At 48.4% G+C, this 23,752-nt stretch carries 21 protein-coding genes; 9 read left to right on the forward strand and 12 right to left on the reverse strand.

The window, feature by feature from the left end:
- Positions 1 to 60 precede the first annotated feature (60 nt).
- Complete coding sequence (locus tag SFSGTM_RS08665) at positions 61 to 1,185, reverse strand: BMP family ABC transporter substrate-binding protein (RefSeq protein WP_162084806.1); 1,125 nt, start codon at positions 1,183 to 1,185, stop codon at positions 61 to 63.
- Positions 1,186 to 1,525: 340 nt separating this feature from the next.
- Here SFSGTM_RS08665 and SFSGTM_RS08670 point away from each other — a divergent pair, with 340 nt between their 5' ends.
- The 3 genes from SFSGTM_RS08670 to SFSGTM_RS08680 all read left to right on the forward strand — a co-directional run bounded on the left by SFSGTM_RS08670 (position 1,526) and on the right by SFSGTM_RS08680 (position 6,822).
- Entirely contained in the window at positions 1,526 to 2,272 is a 747-nt protein-coding gene (locus tag SFSGTM_RS08670) for a GntR family transcriptional regulator (protein WP_198420533.1), read from the forward strand.
- Positions 2,273 to 2,462: 190 nt separating this feature from the next.
- Positions 2,463 to 4,586 carry an HDOD domain-containing protein gene (locus SFSGTM_RS08675; RefSeq protein WP_162084807.1) on the forward strand — a complete coding sequence of 708 codons (2,124 nt, stop codon included), beginning with the start codon at positions 2,463 to 2,465 and terminating at the stop codon, positions 4,584 to 4,586.
- A gap of 85 nt (positions 4,587 to 4,671) precedes the next feature.
- Positions 4,672 to 6,822 carry an EAL domain-containing protein gene (locus SFSGTM_RS08680; RefSeq protein ID WP_162084808.1) on the forward strand — a complete coding sequence of 717 codons (2,151 nt, stop codon included), beginning with the start codon at positions 4,672 to 4,674 and terminating at the stop codon, positions 6,820 to 6,822.
- 8 nt (positions 6,823 to 6,830) lie between these two features.
- On the opposite strand, the gene SFSGTM_RS08685 is transcribed toward SFSGTM_RS08680, so the two are convergent.
- From SFSGTM_RS08685 to purU, 9 genes are read right to left on the reverse strand one after another with little or no spacing between them, the layout of a single operon-like run.
- The gene (locus SFSGTM_RS08685; protein ID WP_162084809.1) at positions 6,831 to 8,195 is read right to left on the reverse strand and encodes an FMN-binding glutamate synthase family protein; all 1,365 of its coding nucleotides are present in this window, start codon (positions 8,193 to 8,195) and stop codon (positions 6,831 to 6,833) included.
- Positions 8,196 to 8,210: 15 nt separating this feature from the next.
- Entirely contained in the window at positions 8,211 to 8,900 is a 690-nt protein-coding gene (locus SFSGTM_RS08690) for a GltB/FmdC/FwdC-like GXGXG domain-containing protein (protein ID WP_162084810.1), read from the reverse strand.
- The gene (locus SFSGTM_RS08695; protein WP_162084811.1) at positions 8,888 to 9,781 is read right to left on the reverse strand and encodes a class II glutamine amidotransferase domain-containing protein; all 894 of its coding nucleotides are present in this window, start codon (positions 9,779 to 9,781) and stop codon (positions 8,888 to 8,890) included. The genes SFSGTM_RS08690 and SFSGTM_RS08695 overlap by 13 nt, the downstream gene beginning before the upstream one ends.
- A gap of 26 nt (positions 9,782 to 9,807) precedes the next feature.
- Complete coding sequence (gene glnT / locus SFSGTM_RS08700; RefSeq protein WP_162084812.1) at positions 9,808 to 11,136, reverse strand: type III glutamate--ammonia ligase; 1,329 nt, start codon at positions 11,134 to 11,136, stop codon at positions 9,808 to 9,810.
- A gap of 19 nt (positions 11,137 to 11,155) precedes the next feature.
- On the reverse strand, positions 11,156 to 11,812 hold the full coding sequence (locus SFSGTM_RS08705; RefSeq protein ID WP_162084813.1) for a methylglutamate dehydrogenase: 657 nt from the start codon (positions 11,810 to 11,812) through the stop codon (positions 11,156 to 11,158).
- On the reverse strand, positions 11,809 to 14,724 hold the full coding sequence (locus tag SFSGTM_RS08710) for a 2Fe-2S iron-sulfur cluster-binding protein (RefSeq protein WP_162084814.1): 2,916 nt from the start codon (positions 14,722 to 14,724) through the stop codon (positions 11,809 to 11,811). The genes SFSGTM_RS08705 and SFSGTM_RS08710 overlap by 4 nt, the downstream gene beginning before the upstream one ends.
- The gene (locus SFSGTM_RS08715; protein WP_162084815.1) at positions 14,721 to 14,996 is read right to left on the reverse strand and encodes a sarcosine oxidase subunit delta; all 276 of its coding nucleotides are present in this window, start codon (positions 14,994 to 14,996) and stop codon (positions 14,721 to 14,723) included. The genes SFSGTM_RS08710 and SFSGTM_RS08715 overlap by 4 nt, the downstream gene beginning before the upstream one ends.
- Entirely contained in the window at positions 14,997 to 16,238 is a 1,242-nt protein-coding gene (locus SFSGTM_RS08720; protein WP_162084816.1) for an FAD-dependent oxidoreductase, read from the reverse strand. It lies immediately after the preceding gene.
- A 10-nt stretch (positions 16,239 to 16,248) separates the two neighbouring features.
- Complete coding sequence (gene purU / locus SFSGTM_RS08725) at positions 16,249 to 17,109, reverse strand: formyltetrahydrofolate deformylase (protein ID WP_162084817.1); 861 nt, start codon at positions 17,107 to 17,109, stop codon at positions 16,249 to 16,251.
- 144 nt (positions 17,110 to 17,253) lie between these two features.
- On the opposite strand from purU, the gene SFSGTM_RS08730 reads away from it, so the two are divergent.
- The 3 genes from SFSGTM_RS08730 to SFSGTM_RS08740 all read left to right on the forward strand — a co-directional run bounded on the left by SFSGTM_RS08730 (position 17,254) and on the right by SFSGTM_RS08740 (position 18,901).
- Positions 17,254 to 17,853 carry a helix-turn-helix domain-containing protein gene (locus SFSGTM_RS08730; RefSeq protein WP_162084818.1) on the forward strand — a complete coding sequence of 200 codons (600 nt, stop codon included), beginning with the start codon at positions 17,254 to 17,256 and terminating at the stop codon, positions 17,851 to 17,853.
- A gap of 6 nt (positions 17,854 to 17,859) precedes the next feature.
- On the forward strand, positions 17,860 to 18,333 hold the full coding sequence (locus SFSGTM_RS08735) for a GNAT family N-acetyltransferase (protein WP_162084819.1): 474 nt from the start codon (positions 17,860 to 17,862) through the stop codon (positions 18,331 to 18,333).
- Between the two features lie 160 nt (positions 18,334 to 18,493).
- Positions 18,494 to 18,901, forward strand: a complete 408-nt coding sequence (locus SFSGTM_RS08740) for a hypothetical protein (protein ID WP_162084820.1) — start codon at positions 18,494 to 18,496, stop codon at positions 18,899 to 18,901.
- A 72-nt stretch (positions 18,902 to 18,973) separates the two neighbouring features.
- On the opposite strand, the gene SFSGTM_RS08745 is transcribed toward SFSGTM_RS08740, so the two are convergent.
- Both SFSGTM_RS08745 and SFSGTM_RS08750 read right to left on the reverse strand, forming a co-directional pair.
- Positions 18,974 to 19,147 (reverse strand): hypothetical protein, encoded by a 174-nt coding sequence (locus SFSGTM_RS08745; RefSeq protein WP_162084821.1) that lies wholly within the window; start codon positions 19,145 to 19,147, stop codon positions 18,974 to 18,976.
- 74 nt (positions 19,148 to 19,221) lie between these two features.
- On the reverse strand, positions 19,222 to 19,407 hold the full coding sequence (locus SFSGTM_RS08750; RefSeq protein WP_162084822.1) for a CsbD family protein: 186 nt from the start codon (positions 19,405 to 19,407) through the stop codon (positions 19,222 to 19,224).
- A 387-nt stretch (positions 19,408 to 19,794) separates the two neighbouring features.
- Between SFSGTM_RS08750 and SFSGTM_RS08755 the strand changes: the two genes are divergently transcribed.
- The 3 genes from SFSGTM_RS08755 to SFSGTM_RS08765 are packed head-to-tail and all read left to right on the forward strand — an operon-like array spanning position 19,795 to position 23,752.
- The gene (locus SFSGTM_RS08755) at positions 19,795 to 20,757 is read left to right on the forward strand and encodes a carbohydrate kinase family protein (RefSeq protein WP_332836243.1); all 963 of its coding nucleotides are present in this window, start codon (positions 19,795 to 19,797) and stop codon (positions 20,755 to 20,757) included.
- Positions 20,754 to 22,907, forward strand: coding sequence for an HAD family hydrolase (locus tag SFSGTM_RS08760; protein WP_162084823.1), 2,154 nt, complete (start codon positions 20,754 to 20,756; stop codon positions 22,905 to 22,907). Before SFSGTM_RS08755 ends, SFSGTM_RS08760 begins: the two co-directional genes overlap by 4 nt.
- The gene (locus tag SFSGTM_RS08765; protein WP_162084824.1) at positions 22,904 to 23,752 is read left to right on the forward strand and encodes an HAD-IIB family hydrolase; all 849 of its coding nucleotides are present in this window, start codon (positions 22,904 to 22,906) and stop codon (positions 23,750 to 23,752) included. The genes SFSGTM_RS08760 and SFSGTM_RS08765 overlap by 4 nt, the downstream gene beginning before the upstream one ends.

Consider the following 23,752-nt stretch of genomic DNA (forward strand, 5'->3'; position numbering starts at 1 on the left):
CAGTCCCTTAAAAGCACCACAAAATCAGCGTTGATCCGAGTGGATCAACGCTGTTGAACATCAAGCCTTGCCGACTACGCCAGCAACCAGATAATTCATTTGCTCCAGTACCATATCCTGCTGACCCAGACTGACCCCTGCTGCAATAACTGTATTACCGGCGTTATCCTTGATCGGCCCTTTGAAAATCACATAATCACCCTTCAGCATTTTGGCTTTTACACCATCTGCTTTAGCTTTAGCTTTGGCGGTAACTGCTGCACCATAAGGGCTCATTTTGACAAAGCCTTCCTTCAAACCACCACGCAGGAAGTTGATCATCGGTTTGCCGGCTTCGGTATCGCTCACCAGCAATTTATAAGGTGTCGTCCAGTCCCATTCAGCGCCGGTCAAATAGCCTTTTGGTGCCAAAGCTGCCTGACTTGCATGGTAACCACAGGAATATACGCCACGCTTTTCAGCCGTTTCGACGATAACTTTTGGACCATCAACGTGACAGGTCAGTACATCACAGCCCTGATCTATCAAACTATTTGCGGCTTCCGCTTCTTTCACCGGTAATGACCAATCACCGGTGAAAATGACATGCGTAGTAATGGCTGGATCGATTGATTGCGCACCGAGGGTGAATGAATTGATGTTACGTAATACTTGTGGGATAGGCTTAGCAGCTATAAATCCCAATTTTTTAGTCTTACTTGCGTGCTCGGCAACGATACCGCTCAGATATTCACATTCATCTATATAACCAAAGAAGCTTCCTACGTTTTTAGGTTTGCCTTCAGACCACAACCCACCACAGTGAGCAAAACGCACATCAGGATATTTTTCTGCCATTTTCAGTACATGCGGATCAAAATAACCATAGGAAGTTGCAAATATCAACTTGGCACCATCCTGCTGTATCATGGATTCCATAACTTTTTGCACTGCAACTGTCTCTGGCACTTTCTCTTCTTCAACCACTTTTACACCAGGCATTTTCTTGATGTTTGCTGCCGCTTGAGCATGTGACTGGTTATATCCAAAATCACCACGAGGGCCAACATAAATCACCCCTACCGTTAATTTATCAGCAGCAAATGCCAACTTGCTTCCCAGTGGTCCCAGTGCTGTCATTGCCGTTGCAGCACCAACTGTTTTTAGAAATGTCCGACGTGGTACAGAAAAATCAAATTTGCTCATAGTTAACAACTCCTCAAAAAGTAATTTAAATTGCCATAGGGGTATACACTTCCAAATCAAAAAAGTGATGAAGTTTCCCTCTTAACTTAATCATGATCTGTTGTATGCAACAATGTATGCAAACTTTATGCCAGCAATATAATTCCTGATGACATTATTCAACACCCTGTTTTTTATTAGGATTATGCATATACTATGATCGTGGTAGCGACATTGTTCATGCATTAAATTTGTGCACTTTCTGGTTTCTATGCGCACTATTGGTGCTCACAAATTTCGCTAAATTTGGTGTTTAAGCAGTAAAATGGGGCATTGAGCCCAAATTCAGCAGGTATATTCTATGGACAACATAAACACAGATATGAATAGCGCAGAACCTAACAAAACAGATAAGAAAATTGCGGCTAAGCAGGACATCTATAGTGTTTTACGGGAAATGATCCTGACGTTTGAGTTGTATCCAGGCAGTCGCGTAACCGAAACAGAACTGGCAGAGTATTTTGAAGTCAGTCGCACGCCGATTCGTGAAGCTTTACTCAAGCTGGAAAATGAAGGGCATCTCACCATACGTGCCAAGCAAGGCTGTTTTATCCGGCAAATTGACGTTGCTGAATTGTCTGAGTATTACCGAGTACGTACTGCACTGGAACTTGCAGCAGTAGAAGACGCCTGTACCCATATGCCTACCACCGAGGTGGAAAGATTAATCGCAATATGGTCGCCAGAAAACAAGCCCGAAACAGTCACTGCGAATCAGATGGAAGAATGGGATGAGTCGTTTCATATTGCCATTGCCTTAGGCGGCAAGAACGAAGTGCTGGTGAAATATTTGCAGGACATTAATGACCATATCCGCGTCATCCGCCGCGTTGACTTCGACAACTCAGACCGTATTAAACACACTTTTGACGATCATCAAAAAATCTTGCAGGCCATACTGCTACGCGACGTAACCACAGCACGCAACCTGATCAAGCGCCACATCCAGCGTAGCGAGGAATTTGCCAAGACACTGACGCTGACACAATTAGCCCGGAAGAAATCATCTGCCAATCGTTTTGGTAAATTACAGAATACGACTCTTTGACACGATTCGATACAGATTATTTCTGTTAGCGTTACAGCCTTAAAACACCCACCTTGTAAGAGACGATATGTAGTACATTTTTACGGTGTATTTTTTGCTACAAAATATCTACATATATATGAAAAATATAACAAAAAGTAATATAAAAATGGTTAAATAACTCGTATTCATTTTACAAACTTCATGGCCAATGAAACCAGTCACTACTCAACTGATGCAAACACTGGAGATTACCAACCTCCCTTCTTTGCCGCACGTGCTATTAAGAGTGCTGGATATTTGCAATCGTGACTCGGCATCTCTGAAAGCCATAGCAGACATCCTCAGCCAGGATGCTGCACTCACTGCCAAGGTTTTTGGTGCAAGCAGTACCGCTCAGTTCAGTCGACACAAAAAACTTACCACACTGGAACAAACGCTTACGTTACTTGGTTTGGACATGGTAAAAACCATAGCCATCAGCTCATCGTTTTATCAAGTATTCAATAATCTCAATATTAGTCCAGGATTTGACCTTAAGACATTCTGGACACGTTCCCTGTCTTCAGCTGTCCTATCCAAGCTGATCGCTGAGGAAGTCGAATACCCACATATTGAAGAAGCTTACCTCACTGGACTATTACTGAATATCGGCCAATTGGTGCTATGGAGTAATTTCCCTAAACAATATGCAAGCTTATTAACAAATAAAATCGATGACCTTGCATTATTGGCGCAAGAATCAGAGCAACTAGGTAACAACCATTGTGAAGTAGGCGCATGGTTAGTCAACAAATGGAATCTGAATTCATTTATGGCTGATGCGGTGCTCTATCATCACATGCCGCAAGACAAAATTACCGATGCACAGCAATTGATACAGATCACCCACGTTGCTAACAATCTGGTAGCCCTGAGAGACACCGACGCAGCCATACAATTTGCGGCTGGCGAACAAATATTAGGCGTTTCACCTGCCCGATTCCAAAGCATCCTTGATGAGTCTAAAACTCTGGTAGGCAAAGTAGCTAAATCTCTCGGCATAGAAATAGACACGCTGGAATCCACAGAACAAGACAACATGCGACAACAAAAAATGCAGCTCGCTGTTGAGTTGCGTGACATTGTCCTGATAGGCAGGAATCCGTTGGGAACGGGTTCTGGCAATACACTTGAAGAAACGCTTGCTTCAATACAGCGCTCGGTTCAAATTTTGTTTGGCATTCAAGACCTCGCTTTCTTTCTGCCTGACCCACAGGGCAAAACGCTCAAGGGCGAGTGCCTGACTGGGCACTGCACCATGCTCAATGAAATTCGCATCCCGCTAAATAAGAAAAACAGCATCATTACCAATGCTTTTTTCAGTAACACACCGACAACTTCCTTTACCCCTGCCGCAGACCCCAAAAACCCGAGCATACCTGACGAACAAGTCACCCGCCTGATGCAGACAGAAGGCTTTTATTGCCAACCCATGTTCACCCAGAACAAGGTTGTCGGCATTATGATCTTTGGATTGAATCAGACCCAATTGAGTTATGTGAAGAAACAGCAAAAACTCATGTCGATGTTTGCCCAAGAAGCAGCACAAGCCATTGCAGCGCTAAATGCATTTAATGAACAGGAAGCGCGTATCAAATCCGAGGTGCTGGCTGCATCCAGAACCCATGCGATGAAAATCATGCATGAAACAAACAATCCACTCAGCATCATTCAAAACTACATCCAGTTATTGGGCATAAAGTTACCCAAGGAAGACCCGGCTCAGGAAGATCTGAAAATCATCAAACAAGAAATTGATCGCGTTACTCGACTATGCCAGGCAATTACCACAGACGTAGAGTTCAATCCAAAACAGAAATTGAATGTCAATGATGTGATACACAACTTGTACAGAATCCTGCTGGAGCCGCTGTTTGCATTACATCAGGTGACAGTGCAAACGCAACTGGATCCTGCGCTGCCCACCATCATGGTGAACAAAGATAAGCTAATCCAGGTCCTGATCAACCTAATGAAGAATGCGGCAGAAGCCATGCAGAATGGCGGTACTTTACTGATCGTCACACGCGTCAATACCATGCGTAATGGTACCGAATATATTGAAATTTCAATCAAAGACGATGGCCCCGGGATACCCGCCGATGTAATGGAAAACTTGTATCAGCCAATAACGACTGATAAAGGCACAAGGCATGCTGGACTAGGACTGTCGATAGTTAGAAATATTATTGACGAATTAGGTGGGAAAATATTTTGTCAAAGCAATGAAGTTTCAGGCACCATCTTTCAAGTTTTACTGCCCCTCTCACGAAAGATAGGCATCAAACCCTGATCCACAAAGATACATTTTATCAATGCTCATCAGTACAGTTTAGTGCGGGGACAAATAGCATGACTTTAATGGTAAACAGGCAAATATGAATGCATTAGCTAAACAGCCATCGATACTGGTGGTAGACGACGAGCCACTGCTGCGTAATAGTTTATGCTCAATACTTGATTATCATGGTTTCCCATCATCGGCCGCAGATGGCGGAAAATCAGCCATAGCCGCACTGAAAAATAACGCTTACGAAGTGGTATTGCTGGATCTGTGCATGCCAGATGTTGATGGCCATCAGATCATGAACTGGATAATCGAAAACCAACTAGATACCTGCATCATAGTAGTAAGTGGCGACACCTCAATTGATTCAGCTATTAGTGCATTGCGACAGGGTGCATCTGATTTCCTGCGTAAACCCTACGAACAAGATGAATTGATATTAAAAATCAGGAATGCGCTTACCAAGCGTCGCCTTGAAAAAGAAAACAAAACCATCAACCTGCAGTTGAAGGAGTCAGAACGCTGGTACCGCTACATGGTAAATAGCTCACCAGATTTCATTTATACGCTGGATGCTAACGGTTATTGTACTTTCTGTAATGATCGCGTGAAAACACTGTTAGGTTATAACAAAGAAGATGTAATCGGCCAACACTTCTCTACTTTGATACACGCAGAAGATATAGATATCGCCCAATTTGCGATTCAGGAAAGAAGGTCGGGAAACCGGGCAGCCTGCAACATGGAAATCAGGATTCCACATGGTAGCGAAGCGACTATGCTGACGTTGGAATTTAATGCTTTTGGGATTTATGACGATGGAATTGATGGTTCACCTAAGTATGTAGGTACTTATGGTGTAGCAAAAGATGTCACCGAAAGAAAAAAAGCCGGCGAACTCATACTGTATCAGGCCTATCATGACCTGCTGACAGGTCTGGCAAACCGTAAATTATTTAAAGATCGGCTAGAAGTTGCTATCGCTCAAGCCAAGCGTTACAAACATACACTTGCCTTAATGTTTCTGGATCTTGATCGTTTCAAGGTTGTCAATGACACCTTGGGTCACGTAGTCGGCGATCATCTGCTAATTGAAGTGGCTGCACGATTACAGAAATGTCTGCGTGAAGGTGACACATTGGGTCGCCAAGGCGGTGACGAGTTCACCCTACTGCTACCACAGATAGTAAACAAGGAAAGTGCTGTTTCCACTGCAGAAAAAATCATCAAAGCATGTGGCGAACCCTTTTATATCGATGGCAATGAACTGTATGTACCCATGAGTATAGGTATAGCGTTTTACCCCGAAAATGGTGAAAACGTCGACACCTTAATCAAAAATGCCGATATTGCCATGTATGACAGCAAGGCCAAGGGAAGAAACCGCTTCCAGCTCTACTCAGCTAGCATGAACACCAAATTTGATGAGCGCTTCTCACTCGAAGTACAAATGCACAAAGCACTTGAACGCGATGAGTTTCAGATGGTTTATCAGCCACAAATCAACGTTGTCACAGGCAAAATTTCCGGTGTGGAAGCACTCATTCGTTGGGCATCCCCACTGCTGGGTCATTTATCACCAATAGAGTTTATCCCGCTGGCCGAAGAAACTGGTTTGATTATCCCTATTAGTGAATTCGTATTACGTACTGTTTTCCAACAGGCGAAATTATGGCAACAGACTAATTTATTACCTGAACGTATTGCCATCAACATATCATCAAGGCATCTGGAACAGGAAAACTTTGTCTCATTTCTCGCAGAGCTACTACTAGAGTTTAAACTGGATGGCTCGATATTCGAACTTGAAATCACCGAAAGCATCCTGCTGAATGATGGTGATGACATTATCGAAAAATTACACCTGATTTCCAGCATGGGTATGAAAATTTCGCTGGATGATTTCGGGACTGGGTATTCTTCTCTGAGTTACATCAAGAAATTCCCAATTGACACCATCAAAATTGATCGCTCATTCATGCATGGACTTTCCAGCGACTCAGAAGATGAATCCATAGTTACTGCTATATGCACTTTAGCAAAGAGTCTGCATCTGAATCTGATCGCAGAAGGTGTGGAAGAAAGTGGACAATATCGCGTATTGCAATCACTACAATGTAATGAAGCACAAGGCTTCCTGTTCAGCAAACCTCTTTCTGCCCATGACACTACCGAACTTTTACTAAAAAACTTACCACTGGGGCCGCAACATTTACGCCCCCAGCATTGTTTCAATTTATAACTGCTTCATCACATTTGCGAAAAACCAGGTATCCAGTCAGTACCAGCTAATGGCAATCTTGCCATAGCTGCCGCTTCGATAGTCATCGCTGCCAGATCCTCACGCTCCAGATGATGCACGTTCTGCTTGCCGCAGGCGCGCGCCAGTGTAGTCAGTTCCATGTTCAGCGTTTTCAGGTAATTCTTCAACCGCTTCGCTCCCAGATCGGGCATCAGGCGTTGCGCCAATTGCTCGTCCTGAGTGGTGATGCCGACTGGACATCGCCCAGTGTGACAGTGGTGGCAATAACCCGCCGCCGTACCTAACTGCTCATAATCATTGCAGGCACTATGCACCACGCCGTCCAGCGTATAGGCGTCGTGATTGCAACCCAGCGCATACAACACGCCCTGACCTATGGCTACGGCATCGGCACCCATGGCTAAGGCTTTAGCCACATCGGCACCGGTACGCACACCACCTGAAATGATGAGTTGCACCTTACCCTTCATGTTCAGATCTTCCAGCGCATCAACAGCCTGACGCAACGCCGCCAGTGTCGGTATACCAACGTGCTCGATGAAACAGGTCTGGGTAGCCGCAGTGCCGCCCTGCATGCCGTCGACCACGATAACATCGGCACCAGCATGGACTGCCAGTTTGACATCGTGGAATGTGCGCGTGGCACCGACTTTGACGTAGATCGGTTTTTCCCAGTCAGTCATCTCACGCAGTTCCTGTATCTTGATCACCAGATCGTCCGGCCCGGTCCAGTCCGGATGGCGACAGGCGGAACGCTGGTCGATACCTTCCGGCAGAGTACGCATCTTGGCCACGCGAGGTGAAATTTTCTGTCCCAGCAACATGCCGCCACCGCCCGGCTTAGCACCCTGCCCGATCACGATTTCTATCGCATCGGCGCGGCGCACATCGTCCGGGTTAAAACCATAACGCGATGGCAGGCACTGATATACCAGCGTTTTCGACGATTGTCGCTCTTCTGCAGTCATACCACCATCCCCCGTGGTAGTTGAGGTGCCCAGCTCGGTCGCAGCACGACCCAGCGATTCCTTGACGTTGGCCGACAGCGCGCCGAAGCTCATGCCGGCGATGGTGATCGGTATCTCCAGCTCTATCGGCTTACTGGCGAAACGCGTACCGAGTATGGTTTTGGTCGAACATTTTTCGCGGTAGCCTTCCAGCGGATAGCGCGACAATGACGCACCGAGTAAAACCAAGTCATCAAAATTCGGTACAGCGCGCTTGGCACCCATACCACGAATTTCATATAAGCCATGAGTCGCCGCGTTATGAATATAGTCCATGATCTTGCGGTCGTAGCCGGCACTGCCTTCTTTGGCGATATGCTTGAGTATGTGTTCGTTATCGTTCATTTTACGGCTCCTGATTTAATATTCCTGATTAGCGTCGGCGTTCCAGTGATACAGACTTTTAGCCGATGCAACGCGCTTGAATTCATGCGGGTCGTATGTGTAGCCTGCCGCCGCCAGCAATTCACCAACGGCTTGATAGTCGCTCTCAGTCATGTCCTCAATGCGCGCATCTGCACCCAGTGACTTAATCTTGCCACGCACGTAAATCACAGCCTCGTATAGCGAATCACCCAGTGCATCACCCGCATTGCCGCAGATCACCATGCGCCCAGCTTGCGCCATGAAACCGGAAAAACTTCCGACTGACCCACCAACCACAATATCGCCGCCCTTCAGCGAAATACCACAACGCAGCGAGGTATCGCCGTCCACTACCAGCAAGCCGCCGTGGGCGGACGCGCCCGCCGATACTGAGGCAAAGCCCTTAACGTGCACTTTCCCAGACATCATATTCTCCGCTACACCAGTACCGGCATTGCCATGAATAGTGACCTCGCCGTGCTTAAGCATGCCGGCAGCGTAATAACCTGCATGACCTTCAATATCCACAGCGACAGGCGCATTCAGACCAACCGCAATATTGTGTGCGCCATCCGGGTGCAGCACGGTTACCTGTTTGATTCCTTGCGCTACAGCTTCCTTGTGCAGGAAGCGATTGAGATCGCGCAATGGCGTTACCGCCAGATCGAAATTCATGCTGTCCATACGTACATCTCCTCCGGATTGGGTTCGTAAATGTGGGCATTTTTCACATCCGGTAAATGCGCCAGCGAGCGGAATTCGGACGCGATTGCCACGTAGTCGTCAGTCTCAGCGACAATGGCTGGTTTACAGGCAAACGGATCGCGCACTAAAGCCAGTTTATTTTCAGTACCAATCAAAAATGTGTAGAAACCATCCAGCTCTTCGAAACCTTTCTGGATAGCAGTTTCCAGTACATCACCTTCACGCATGCGCCACTCCAGATAACGACAGGCCGCTTCGGTATCATTGTCAGTTTCGAAGTGGATACCTTCCGTTTCCAGCATGCGCCGCAACCCGTACGGATTCGATAGCGAGCCGTTATGCACAAGACAGAAATCCTCGCCTGCCGTAAACGGGTGAGCACGGTCTGGGGTGACAGCTGACTCCGTCGCCATGCGCGTATGCCCTACCGCGTGGCTACCCTGCAAACTGGCGAAGTCATAACGCTGCGCCACTTCGCCGGGTGTACCGATATCCTTGTACAAGTCGATGGCACGGCCACACGACAGCACGTGCAGCACAGGGAAATGTTCCTTAAACCACTGTCTGACAGCTTCCGGCGCCAGCTCGGTGACCAGCACGGCATGGTTGCCGTGGCCTTCACACTTTGCAGGCACACGCAGGTGTGCGAACAGCTGTTGCGCCAACCCTTCCCAGTCAAAGCTAGCCGAGGCGGTATACAGGCTGTATTTATGGCCACTGGCCAACGGCGCGCTGAACACGGCCAGCCCGGCTGAATCAGGGCCACGTTCGGTCATCCCTATCATCATCGGCACCAGCATTTCGCCTAACCGCGCGCGTAACGCCGGGGTCTTGACGAGTAAACCTACAATTCCACACATGACACTCTCCTTGTTTCGGTAGCCGATTAAAAGAACTCGAGATAGCTGTTGATTTCCCACTCGGACACATGGCGCATGTACTCTATCCATTCCATGCGCTTCAGCTTGATGAACTCCTGCGCCACCGGACCTAACGCATCGCAGATGGTGCTGTCCGCTTCCAGCGCTGCTACAGCTTCATGCAGACTTTGCGGTAACACGCCTATGCCTTTGGCGGTCAGTTCTTCAGCGCTCAGGTCATAGAGGTTGATATTCTGCGGGTCGCCCGGATCAAGTTCGCGCGCTATACCGTCCAGACCAGCAGCGATAATAGCGGCGGCGGCCAGATAAGGGTTTGCCGATCCATCTGGCAGGCGTAGCTCGATACGGTCACCAGGGATGCGCACCATGCTGGAACGGTTATTGTCGCCGTAGCTGATATAGGCCGGCGCCCAGGTTGCACCAGTGAGCGAGCGCCCTACTACCAGGCGTTTATAGGAATTGACGGTCGGTGCGCATATCGCGGTAATCGCCGAGGCATGGGCAAGCAAACCGCCCAGGAAATGATAGGCCAGCTTCGACAGCCCAAGCTGGCGCGGATCTGCCGCATCGGCGAACAGATTGCGCTTACCATCAGACAGCGACATATGCATATGCATACCGTTACCGGGACGGTTGGCAAACGGCTTAGGCATGAACGAACAAATCATACCCATTTCATTGGCGATCTCGGACGCTGCCATTTTGAACATGACGAAATTGTCCGCCGACTTCAGGCAATCGCTATAGGTGTAATTAACCTCGAACTGGCCGTTCGCATCCTCATGATCGATCTGAAACACATCAATATCCACCGTCTGCAATGCCGCTACCAGCTTTTCTAGATAAGCGCTGCTGCGCGTCAAACTCTTGTAGTCGTAACATGGTTTGGCCAGCGTATCACTGTCATCGAACGGGTGTATGGCTCCGTGCTCGTCACGTTTCAACAACGAAAACTCCGGCTCCAGCCCGGTATTCAATATCCAGCCGTGTTCCTTGAGTCGGTCTATCTGTTTCAGCAGCACCACCCGTGTATCGTATTCATACGGCTGTTTATTCACATGACCATTGCAGACAATACGGGCAAAACCAGGTTGCCAGGGCACTAGTGACAGCGTACTGATATCACCGACCGCCATGTAATCCGGGCCATGCGGCTCTATACCCAGCCCCCAGATCGCAAAACCAGCAAACCCTGCGCCTTGTTTGAGGATGTCTTCAAAATGATTCACCGGCACCGCTTTGGTTTTGGCCGCGCCGTGGATATCGACAAATTGCGCCAGCACAAATTTAATCTGGTGGTCTTCAAGAAAAGCCTTAGCCTCTGTCAAATTCATTGTGATTTCCCTCTTAACATTAAATAATCGAAATACTGTTCAAGCCCACTGCACCACCACCCAGTTCATGAGCAATTTCCAGCAGCGTGCACCATAAATATTCACCGTAAGTACCATCGCACCACAACCGGTAACGCACACCATCCGGCGATTCCTGTGGCAGTATGGTAATTGGTACGCCAACCATGGTAGTCATTACCAATGGCCGAGTTGCTACATCCAGCCCCATGAAATTAAAGCTGCAAGTTTGTCGTAACAATTGTTGCAATGCTGCACCAGTCAATGCGAAAGCGGCATCCTGACGCAGTACTGGATAAATGCCATCTGGTCTATCAGCCAGTAAATTTTGTATGCGCCGAGCAGTATTACCTGCCAGTCCGTCTTCCAGCATGAACTCGGTTTGACCCAGTCTGGCGATCAACCCTCCATCTACTAATGTTGACCAGCTATTCACTGCGGGAACAGCGATATTCTGCGCCTCCAGCCATTCCACACTGCGGGGACCCTTTAGACCATGACGCCACAGGCACGACAAATCTGCGATGCCCAAAATTGACGAACGCTCCTTATCATCATGGTTAAACAACAACACCGTCGGCATATCATTACAGAGATCCCAATCAGGTTGCTGTTTGGCTAACACATGGTGAACCGGACTTTTGCGCAAAGGATTCATGCTGCGACCTCCTGAGCTGGATATTGTTGTCGGCTATTTTTGGGATCATAAAATGGCGTTGCATGTATTAGCGCACTAACCATACTGCCATCGCTTAAGCGAATAGAAATAACGCCATTTTCCACTGCCAGATCGGGGCGTACGAATGCCAATCCTATATGGCGCTGCAAACTCGGGCTCCAGGCAATACTGGTAATACGACCGGCGATATCACCCTGCTCGATAATCAAATGACATTCCTGCGGCACAGTGCCGTTGTAGTCTGCTGCGAGCACAAAACCTGTCAATTTTTGTTGTAACGGTTGCTGCGCGACGATTTGCAGGCTGCGCTGGCCGATGAAAAATGGCTTGTCCATCTTCAACGCCCAGTTGAGATTGGCTTGCAGCGGTGTGGTCAGACCATCGGTATCCTGACCGATAATGATGTGCCCCTTTTCCAGACGCAGCAGTCGTTGTGCTTCCACGCCAAACGCGCGGATGCTGTGCGCCTGACCGCTTTTCCATAAAGCCTGCCATAGCGCATCGGCATAGCTAGCCGGGACATGAATTTCATAACCCAGTTCGCCGACGAAACCGACACGCATCAATCGAGCAGGGATGCCCGCAACGACAGTCTCGCGGATACCCATATACGGAAATTCGGTCAATGCCAGATTCAGCTCTGTAAGCGGCGCCAGCACTTCGGCTGCCTTGGGGCCAGCGAGATTGATCGCCGCCATGGCACCAGTCAGATTCACCAGCCCACAATCAAGTTGCCACATGGTATTAAGCCGGGTCAGCTCGCGATAGATGGGCGCAGCGCCAGAAGTGGTAGTGGTGAAGTAGAAATGCTGCTCCCCCAGACGCGCTACCACGCCGTCATCGATAATCACCCCGGATTCGTCGCACATGATGGCATAACGTGTCATGCCGACCTTCAGATTAGCGTAGCGGCTGATGTACACCCGCTCCAGAAATTCAGCGGCATCTGGGCCGTAAATCTCTATCTTGCCTAACGTGCCGACATCAATCATACCTACTTGATTACGCACCGCAGCCACTTCGCCACGTATACATTCGATACGCGACTGGCCAGACTGGGCATAATACTCTGGCCGCTGCCACACTCCAGCGGGCATAAATACCGCGCCAAGCTGTTGATGCTGTTGATGCAATGGCGTCAGGCGTTCCGGTGAGAATCCGCGTCCGGCAAGATGCGATAACGGCACTGGGTGGAAGAATGGACGCGCCGTAGTAGTACCGACCTGACCCGGCGATTTATGCGTCAATCGCGCCAGTATGCGCAACGCGTTCATATTTGAATGTTTGCCTTGCGAAGGCCCCATGCCGACAGTGGTGTAACGCTTCAATAACTCAATATTATCAAAGCCTTCCTGCACTGCATTCTCAAAATCCTTGAGCTGAAGATCTTCATCGAAGTCAATAAAATTCTTACCCTTGGGATGTGCCACGACAGGCCAGGCATGCGATGGAGATTCGGTTTCGGCTATGGCAATTGCGCTACTTGCGCTACCAAAACCCAGGTGTGCAGCTGCATCACGACCGGCTCGTTCTCCGTCGAGCAGTTTACGAGCGGTATCGTAAACACCATTCACGCGACCACAGGCGAATACGCCATCCGGAAGCTGTTCTGGTACGAACTGTTGTACATCATCAGCAAAACGCATGCGTGTACCTGCCTGATATAGCAGGTTGGCAGTTGGTGCCCAGCCCACACTCATGACGATACCATCACAAGGAATACGCAGCGTCGATGCAGCATCTGCATTACCCTCTGTATCAAACGGCGAGATAATGGCAGCAGCCACGCCGTTACCATCGGCAGTCGCTTCGGCTTCCAGTATGCAATGGGCTTGAAATATACTAATACCAGATGCACGTATTTCAGCAGCCAGTACAGGTTGCTGATGATTACTACGCATATCAATCACCGCGGCTACATTAACGCCTAGGGCTACCAAGTCCAGCGCAGCACGGTAGCCATCGGCATTGGCAGTCAGCACTACTGCACTGCGCATAGGCTGTACTGCATAACGATAAATCAGGCGTTGCGCAGCGGACGCCAGCATCACCCCAGGCAAGTCGTTGTTATGGAACACCGCTGGTTGCTCAAATACACCTGTTGCCACCACCACACTACCCGCGCGCATTTTGGTCATTTTTTGTTCATCAACCAGCGGTATCCAGTGATCTGCATAATAGGCAGCTGCAACTGTACTGGTAAATAAACGTATGCGCGGATGTTTTACGACACTATTCAGCAGCGCATTAATTTGTGTATAACTATCAGCCTTACCAGCACGCTGATAAGCAGCTGAGCCACCAGCACGGGCATTTTCATCGACAATGACGACTGTTGCGCCCGCATCTGCTGCTGCTAATGCAGCATTTAAACCAGAATACCCAGCTCCGATCACCAGCACATCACAAAAATCATAATCCTTGGGGGTACGTATATGCGGCGTATCGAAATCCAGCTTGCCCAAGCCAGTCAGTCGACGGAACAAGCGTTCCCATAGCGGAAACAGCGCCTTGGTATGGAACGCCTTGTAATAGAAACCGACCGGCAGAAATTTCGCCAGATGATTCAGCCAGCGTCCGCTATCTGCCTGCAAGCCACCAAAGGTGTTAACGCTAGTCAGTTGCTGTTGTGCTGCCAACGGCTCAACGTCAGCACGCACATTCAGTCGCTGCCCATCCTGCATCAGCGCATTGATATCATGATTAGCCAACGACAGAATGCCGCGCGGGCGGTGATATTTGAAACTGCGCCCGAGCATACGCACATCGGCAGCCCATAATGCACTACTGATGCTGTCACCACGATAGCCGCGATAATGTTTGCCCTCGAACTGAAAATCGACCTCAGCACTGCGGTCTATCCATTCTCCAGGTATCGATTTAAACCTCACGCTGCACCGCCTTGTAAACTTATTTCACCAAAAAGAAAGCTGCGGATCACCACATCGCGTGCTGTATCACGCTCGGCAATAAACCATGTCGTAGATGGGGTATGGCACCACCATTCGAGCTTTATTCCGGGTGCACCATTGCGATTGAACACGTAATCGGCCCATACAGCATCTGTAGCCGTTTGCGCGTCAGGCATCGGACGATATTCGCCGCCGTAGGTGAATTCGCTGATGGGGCGTTGGCCATTAATTGGACAAGTCAGGATTTTCATTTAATGCCCCACCGATGCAGCGCCCTTCTCCCCCGTCAGCGCATACTGCGCAAAACGGGATAGAGAAAAGCCTGTTATCAAGTCATGATTACGGTCATTCGCCAGGGTATAAGCCATAGTCTTGCCGGAGATGGGCGTAGCCTTGAAGCCCCAGGTACCCCAGCCTGCGTCAAGATAAAACCCTTCAACCGGAGTTTTACCCATAATAGGCGCAAAGTCCGGCGTCATGTCGGCCATACCCGCCCATTGCCGCACCACTTTAACGTGCGACAGGAACGGGAACATATCGAGCATATGCGCAGACAAGCCCTCGACAAAATCCAGCGTCGAACGGGTGGAATGCAATTCGTAAGGATCGAGTGATGCGCCCATCACCAGCTCGCCACGAGCACTCTGGCTGACGTAGATATGCAAACTGCCTGACACCAGTATTGGGTTCAGCCAGGGCTTCATCGGCTCACTGACCATGGCTTGCAATGGATGGATATAGATCGGCGTACGCAGCCCGACCATATCGGTAATGCGCGGCGTTGAGCCAGCCACCGCACACAATACTTTAGGTGTGGAAATGTACCCCTTATCAGTTTGTACGCCGCAGACCTTGCCGCCTTGCACGTCTATCCCCGTGACCTGAGTCTGCTGGTGGATTTCCACCCCGCGCATGCTTGCTCCGCGCCCATAACCCCATGCCACAGCATCATGACGGGCAACTGCTCCTGGTGCGTGATACAACGCGCCTAAAATGGGCGAATGTCCACCGCAACTGAGATCGATTTGTGGACTGGCCTTGCGTATTTCCTCAGGGCCAACCACTTCTGAATCAACGCCATAATGCTTGTTTACTTCGGCCCGCCAGCGCATGGTGCGCATGGCTGCATCGGTGTGCGCCAGCGTGTAATGACCCCGTGTTGAATAAAACAGATTAAGGTCGAAATCCTGTGACAAATCCTTCCACAGATCGACCGAGGCATCGTAGAACTTCACGCCTTCTGGGGTCAGGTAATTGGAACGGATAATGGTGGTATTGCGGCCGGTATTGCCACCACCGATGTAACCTTTTTCCAGCACGGCAATGTTGGTCATACCATGGTCGCGCGCCAGATAATATGCCGCAGCCAAGCCATGCCCGCCGCCGCCGATAATTACCGCATCATAGGAAGATTTGAGCTTGTCGGGCTGCGTAAACATCCTTGGTTCGGGATGTTTTTTCGACAAGCCAAAACGTAACAGTCGCCAGGGCATTATTAATCCTTCACCTAAAAATTACGGTTTTGTTGCCATGCACCAGCGCACGATCTTCCAGGTGGTAACGCAATCCGCGTGCCAGCACGGCCTTCTCGATATCCTTACCGTAGCGCACCAGATCATCAACCTGATCAGAATGGTTGATACGGATAACATCCTGCTCAATGATCTGTCCCTGATCAAGATCCTCCGTCACATAATGACAAGTCGCACCGATCAGCTTCACACCGCGCTCAAATGCCTGATGATAGGGCTTGGCTCCGATGAAGCTGGGCAAAAAGGAATGATGAATGTTAATAATGCGCCCGGCATAGCGCTGACACAATGCTGGATTAAGTATCTGCATATAACGCGCCAGCACCATGACATCACCCTGCACTTCATCAAATAATTGGGCGATCTCAGCATAAGCTTCATCTTTAGTCGCAGCTGTTACCGGCACATAGTGAAATGGGATGCCGTGCCATTCAACAAAGCCGCGCAGGGTTTCGTGATTGCTGATTACGCAGGGAATATCCACGTCCAGATCATCACTCTGCCAACGCGAAAAAATATCGTATAAACAATGCTCCTGCTTCGACACCAGCAGCACAACACGCTTCTTAACGGCGGAATCCGTAATACGCCATTGCATATCAAATTGCTCGGCAATAGGCGTAAACAAAACACGGAATTGCGCTATATCAAACGGCAAGGAATCAGCCAATATTTCCTGACGCATAAAGAAATGCTTGGTTGTTGCATCCGCATGATGATTAGCCTCAACTATCCAGCCATTATTGGCTGCGATAAAGCTGCTGACTGCCGCAACGATGCCGGTACGATCAGGGCAGGACAGGCTTAACGTATAACGTCGTACATTTGGCATAGAATTATAAACACCAGAAGATTCATATTGAGAAACATTAGTGAATATTGTGCACACATGATTCACACAAGTCAACAATATTTAATACAAAATATTTGGATATGCGATAATCAAAACCAGTAACGATCAACAGGAATATCGAAAATGGAAAAAGACATCAATGACGATAATGAGCTAGAACGATATCTGGGCAACGCCATACGTGACCTGCGCCAGAAACATGGCCTGACCATAGCAGACGTCGCCGAGCGTGCGGGCATCAGCCGTGGCATGTTATCCAAGATAGAGAACAGCCAGACTGCAACCAGCCTGGACACGCTGTCCAAGTTGGCACAGGCGCTGGGCATTTCGTTGTCTACGCTATTTAAGGGTTATAACATCCCCGAAGGTGGCGCACAGCACGTCAAGAATGACAAAGGCATGCAAGTAGTGCGACGCGGCACCAAACACGGCCACACCTATCAGTTACTGGCTTACGATCAGGGTCCGACCAAACTGTTCGAGCCGTTCCTGATTTCGATGGACGATGCCTCCGAGGTATTCCCTACCTTTGAACATCCCGGCACCGAATTCCTCTACATGCTGCAAGGTAAAATCGAGTACCGTCACGGCCAGCAGACTTACTTGCTGGAACCCGGCGACTCGCTGACTTTTCGTGGCGAAGTGCCACATGGCCCGGAACAGTTAGTCGAATTGCCGATCCGCTTCCTCTCCATCACCATCTACCCGACCTCTGCGGGCTGACGACAGATGGCTGCATACACTATCCAGGCCGCCTGCCATGACGACATTCCGGCGCTGATCGTGCTGCTCGATACGCTGTTTACCATTGAACAGGACTTCACCCCTAATCATGCCGCACAACAACAGGGGCTGGAACTGATGTTGCAGCAAGCCGACATGGCCTATATCGCCATAGCGAAAAATGATGCAGGTAGTGTCATCGGCATGGCGAGCGCACAACTGGTCGTATCGACCGCGGAGGGTGCGTTTTCCGCATGGATAGAGGATGTGGTGGTAGATGCGAATTACCGACAGCACGGCATAGGCTCGGCACTCTTAGCCAACGTTCTGGATTGGGCAACCAGCAAAGGTGCCACCCGCGCCCAGCTACTGGCTGATCTGGACAACACCCCTGCACTGGATTTTTACCAGCGCACAGGCTGGAAAATGACGCGGCTGGTTGCGCACAAATGTGGACTGGTAAAACACTCAAATCCATAAACAAGTTTGTCGATTCAGCTTATACCTGAACAATATTCAAGTACGCCCCAGCCCGTTCCTCCTTGGCAATACCAAGTATTATTTCTTTATCTGAGCAATATTAAAACCATGTGCTATAACTAGTTATAGGTTTTTCATATTCTCACACAGGAGGTAGATCATGCATACTCTTCCAAACGCCGTACAACATGAGCGTGAAGCACTGCTCAGTGACGCTGTTGGTATTCTTAAAACCCATGGTTATAAGTCAGTAGCAGCACAGGACTTGGCTGGCTACCAAGAACCAGATGAATTACTCATACCTGTATTAAATGTCCACATGAGACCTGACATATTCGCTTCCAGCGAAATGGAAGATGGGATGATACTGGGTGTAGTTGAAGTCAGTACCGATCTGGGGGAAGAATCTTGCGGCCGACGCTGGCAAGCTTTTAACGCATGGGCGAACGATCACCATACCCGCATGCAAGTTTACGTCCATCCAGAGGACTTGAACCGCGCCACTGAAATTGCCAAACATTGGCACATGGTTCCTGATTTCCTTGTATCCGTCAAACGCACTCATTGACACTGGATACACAGGCGTAACAGCTAGCGCGCCTGAGCGTGCATAGCTGCAATTGGTAAATACTGACGCTGATTAATGATTGTCTTCTGAATTGTGATGATCATCATGACCTTTATTCTGGTCGCCATGGTCATCATGGTGCCCCTGATCATTGTGGTAGCCACCATCATGATCTCGGTAAGGGACGCCATAGCAACCAGTCAAACTGATAGAGATTATGCCTAAAAGCAGCAATAGTTTTTTCATGATATTTCCTTTAATAAGTAATACAGGGCTGAAGTTACAGTTGCCTAAACAATGCGGCCTGATCGGATCAGGAATTAGATAGAATTCACCTTGTCTGTAATAATTTTTTGCACGTCACCAACTGTTTTTTGCGTTTTTCCGGAGATTTGCTTATCCAGTCCTTCGACTTGCTGTTCTTCATTGCCAACCAGCTTGCCTGCTTTTTCCTGTACTTTTCCAATGATGTCTTTTGTAGTGCCTTTAATTTGATTTTTGTTCATGGTGATTCTCCTTAAAGATGCCAGATTGCACCTGTCACCAAATTAAGTCTGTACGGAAGCGAACACAACCCTGAAACGGCAGTATCGTCAGCAAACTGATTGCCACCAAACCAGATTAATTGCGCATCAACATAAATTATTAAAATAAATTTTTAACCTCAAAGAAATTAAAATTCCACTCAACCCGACCCATACCTCATTACCCCACAGCTACCAGTCACACTGGCCTTAGCACACCCAAGTCTTCAACTGCAAACCAAAATCAATACCAGCTTTGCAGCTCCAGGCACTCATTAGCCGCACCCAAAAACGCTATTAAGGTTTTGTCAGTTGCTTTTTTGTGGCACACTAAAAAAGGTGTTTTACTTCAACCAATAAAAGGAAAAGGTGAATCCCATCCATATTCAAAGTAATAGTAATGAAATAAATACTCAATCTAAACATCAATCTAGCACCATAGTGCTGTTCGGTGAGGTGTTGGCTGACAAGTTTCCGGATCGCTCTGTATTGGGTGGTGCGCCCTTTAATGTAGCCTGTCATTTGCAGGCGTTTGGTCTGCATCCAGTGCTCGTTACGCGTGTGGGAAATGATTACTTGCGCGACGAACTGCTTGCCAGCATGGTACGGTCTGGAATGGATACCAGCGGTGTGCAATATGATCCAGTTCATCCTACGGGTCAGGTGGTCGTACACATGACACAAGATGGTCACCGCTTCGAAATTTCTCCAGAACAAGCCTATGACTACATCGATGCCAATTTGGCACATCTCATTGCAAGCGCTGTAAAACCTGCGCTGATTTATTTTGGTACGCTGGCACAGCGTCATCACGTTTCCAAATATGCATTAAATCAGCTACTGCAAAACGTCAATGTCCCGCACATGCTGGATATTAATTTGCGTGAACCCTGGTATAACGAGTCCATACTCACCCATTCATTGCAGTTAGCCAGCATCGTTAAAATGAATCAGGATGAACTGATCAGCATAGTGCAACAATTAAAACTACCCGGTGAGCATGTAGCTGAGCAAGCAGCAGCATTGATCAAACACTTTGCGCTGGAACGATTAATCGTTACCAATGGCGCCGAGGGTGCATGGGAAGTGGATACGAATGGCATAAGCATGCAGGTTAAAGGCAGCACATTGACCGAAGCCCTGATAGACACCGTAGGTGCTGGCGATGGCTTTGCTGCTGTCTGCATACTCGGCATGTTACAAGGCTGGACTAGCGAACATACGCTGAGTCGAGCCAACTACTTCGCTGCAGCAATATGTGGAATACGCGGTGCTATTCCAGAGAACTCAACATTTTATCAACCCTTCCGCAACTCATGGGGGATAGGATGACATCTACCACAGCAACGCCTTTGTACATAATGATGATCAGCGTACATGGTTTGATAAGGGGTACGCATCTGGAACTTGGGCGTGATGCTGATACCGGTGGTCAAATCAAATATGTGGTTGAGCTTGCACGTGCTCTGGGTGAACGCGCTGAAGTTGGGAAAGTGGATCTACTAACGCGCCGTGTCATTGATGATCAAATCAGCACTGATTATGCTGAACTGTCTGAACCCCTCTCTACCAAAGCCGAAATCATCCGTATCGAATGTGGTGAGCAAAAATATCTGCGTAAAGAAATGCTGTGGGATAGTCTGGATAGTTTTGCGGACAATGTGCTTGCCTATCTCAAGAATCAGGGTCGCATTCCAGATATTATTCACAGTCATTATGCCGATGCCGGTTATGTCGGATCACGTCTCGCCCATCAACTGGGTGTACCCCTGATACATACTGGGCACTCATTAGGCCGTAATAAATTCAGTCAGTTATTAGCCAGTGGTGTCAAACGTAATGAAATAGAAACCACTTACAATATTACTCGACGTATTGATGCAGAAGAAACCACGCTCGGTGTTGCAGCGCGCGTTATTACCAGTACCCAGCAGGAAATCGAGCAGCAATATGGACTGTATGATTTTTATCAACCTGAGTGCATGCGTGTCATCCCACCCGGCACTGATCTGGTACAGTTCTTTCCACCTGTAGGTAACGAAAAAAACAGCGATATTGCCAATGAGCTACGGCGATTTCTGACCCAGCCTGACAAACCCATCATACTTGCCCTTTCACGTCCCGATCCGCGCAAAAATATTGTTGCGTTAATAACGGCTTATGGTGAATCCATTGAATTACAGCAAGTAGCTAATCTGGTTATTATTGCGGGTAATCGGGATGATATTCAGGACATGGAAAATGTCTCAAGTACCGTACTGAACGAGATTTTACTGACTATAGACAAATATGATTTATATGGGAAAGTAGCCTATCCAAAACACCACAAGGCGGATCAAGTTGCTGATTATTATCGCCTCGCAGCCACAAGCCATGGTGTATTCATTAACCCAGCATTGACCGAACCATTCGGCCTGACGCTGATTGAAGCTGCCGCCTGTGGTCTGCCTATCGTAGCCACTGAAGATGGCGGACCAATAGAGATTATCAACAACTGTAAGAATGGCTATCTCATTAATCCGCTAGACAAAGTAAATATTGCGGAAACGTTACTGCGCACCCTGACTAACAAAGCTAAATGGAAAAAGCTATCCAATAATGGCATACAAGGTGTTCGCCGCCATTATTCATGGCAAGCTCATGTGGAAGCCTATCTGGGTGTCATACGTCCACTGGTGGAGCGAACTGAGCCTATAGTCAGAACGCCGTTAAGCCGTCGCAATGGGCTATTCCGCGACCGGGCAATTTTTACCAGTCTGGATCTGAATCTGATCGGAGACCGAAGAGCGTTGACTCAGTTTCTGCAAATCATGAATAGCCATCACAAATCGGCCATACTTGGTATTGCAACCGGCCGGCGGCTGCGTGATGCATTATCCATATTGCGTGAACATGCCATTCCTCTGCCCGATGTACTTATTACCGGACAAGGAACAAAAATACATTACGCACCTAATCTGACTGAAGATACGGCCTGGAGCCAACATATTGATCATTTGTGGAACCCTCATGCCATACGTACTATCCTTGATGAAATAGAAGGACTTACACTACAGCCACAAGTTAATCAAAGCCGTTACCAGATTAGCTATATCGTCGATCATTCTGTCGCAAATATACAAGATATACGACAAACCCTGTTGCGTAACGAACAAGTGGTCAACACCATTTTCTGTTTTGGGCAGTTTCTGGATGTCATCCCAGTCAGAGCTTCAAAAGGTCTGGCTCTGCGCTGGTGTGCTGAACAACTGGGCTTCCCACTGGAAAACACATTGGTTGCCGGCGTTACAGGTGCCGATGCGGATATGCTGCGTGGCAATACTTTAGGCGTAGTCGTAGACAATCATTATCTTGATGAGCTGTCTGAGTTAACTAACATCGATAAGATTTACTTCACGCAACAGTCCCATGCGGCGGGCATACTTGAAGCGATGCAGCATTACAATTTCTTTGGTGACCAACCAGTGAAAGACGTGCAATGAAGCCTATCCTGCTATGCACCGATCTTGATCGAACATTAATTCCAAATGGGGTGCAGCCCGTATCATCAAATGCAATGGCAAGATTTAAACAATTAGCACGCAGACCAGAAATAACACTGGTGTATGTCAGCGGACGAGACCGTGGACTTATCGAACAAGCCATCATCGAATTTGATCTGCCGCAACCGGATTTTGCCATAGCAGACGTGGGTTCAACTATCTATCAAGTCAAAAACACCGAATGGCAACAGTGGGATGAATGGGATAAGCATATCGCAGTTGACTGGCAAGGACTGTCAGCTCTAGCACTCTTAGAATTACTGAAAGACATACCTGCGTTAACCTTGCAGGAGCAGACTAAGCAGAATCATCACAAACTTAGCTTCTATGTACCATTGGCAACTAATTTGGAAACGTTGAGTCACATCATATATGCGCAGTTTCTCAGTGCTGGCATCAAAGCAAATCTGATTTGGAGCATAGATGAAATACTTAAGGTGGGCTTGCTGGACGTGCTTCCGGCAAGCGCCAACAAGTTGCACGCCATCAATTTTTTGATGCAACAGCTACGCGTTACTCAAGACCGCGCTTTATTTGCCGGTGACAGTGGCAATGATCTGGACGTACTCGTCAGCGACATTTCCGCCGTTCTCGTCGCCAATGCGGATAGCGAGGTACGTCGCCTAGTGAGCCATGCGAATAAGGACAAGCTATATATCTCCCAGGGTAATTATCTTGGCATGAATGGCAATTACAGCGCCGGCATACTTGAAGGCACTGCTCACTTTTTTCCAGAAATTGATACATGGTTACGAACGATGAGCGAAACACACTCTAAGGGCTAA

It is taken from the genome of Sulfuriferula nivalis, from assembly GCF_009937995.1.
Taxonomy (GTDB): domain Bacteria; phylum Pseudomonadota; class Gammaproteobacteria; order Burkholderiales; family Sulfuriferulaceae; genus Sulfuriferula; species Sulfuriferula nivalis.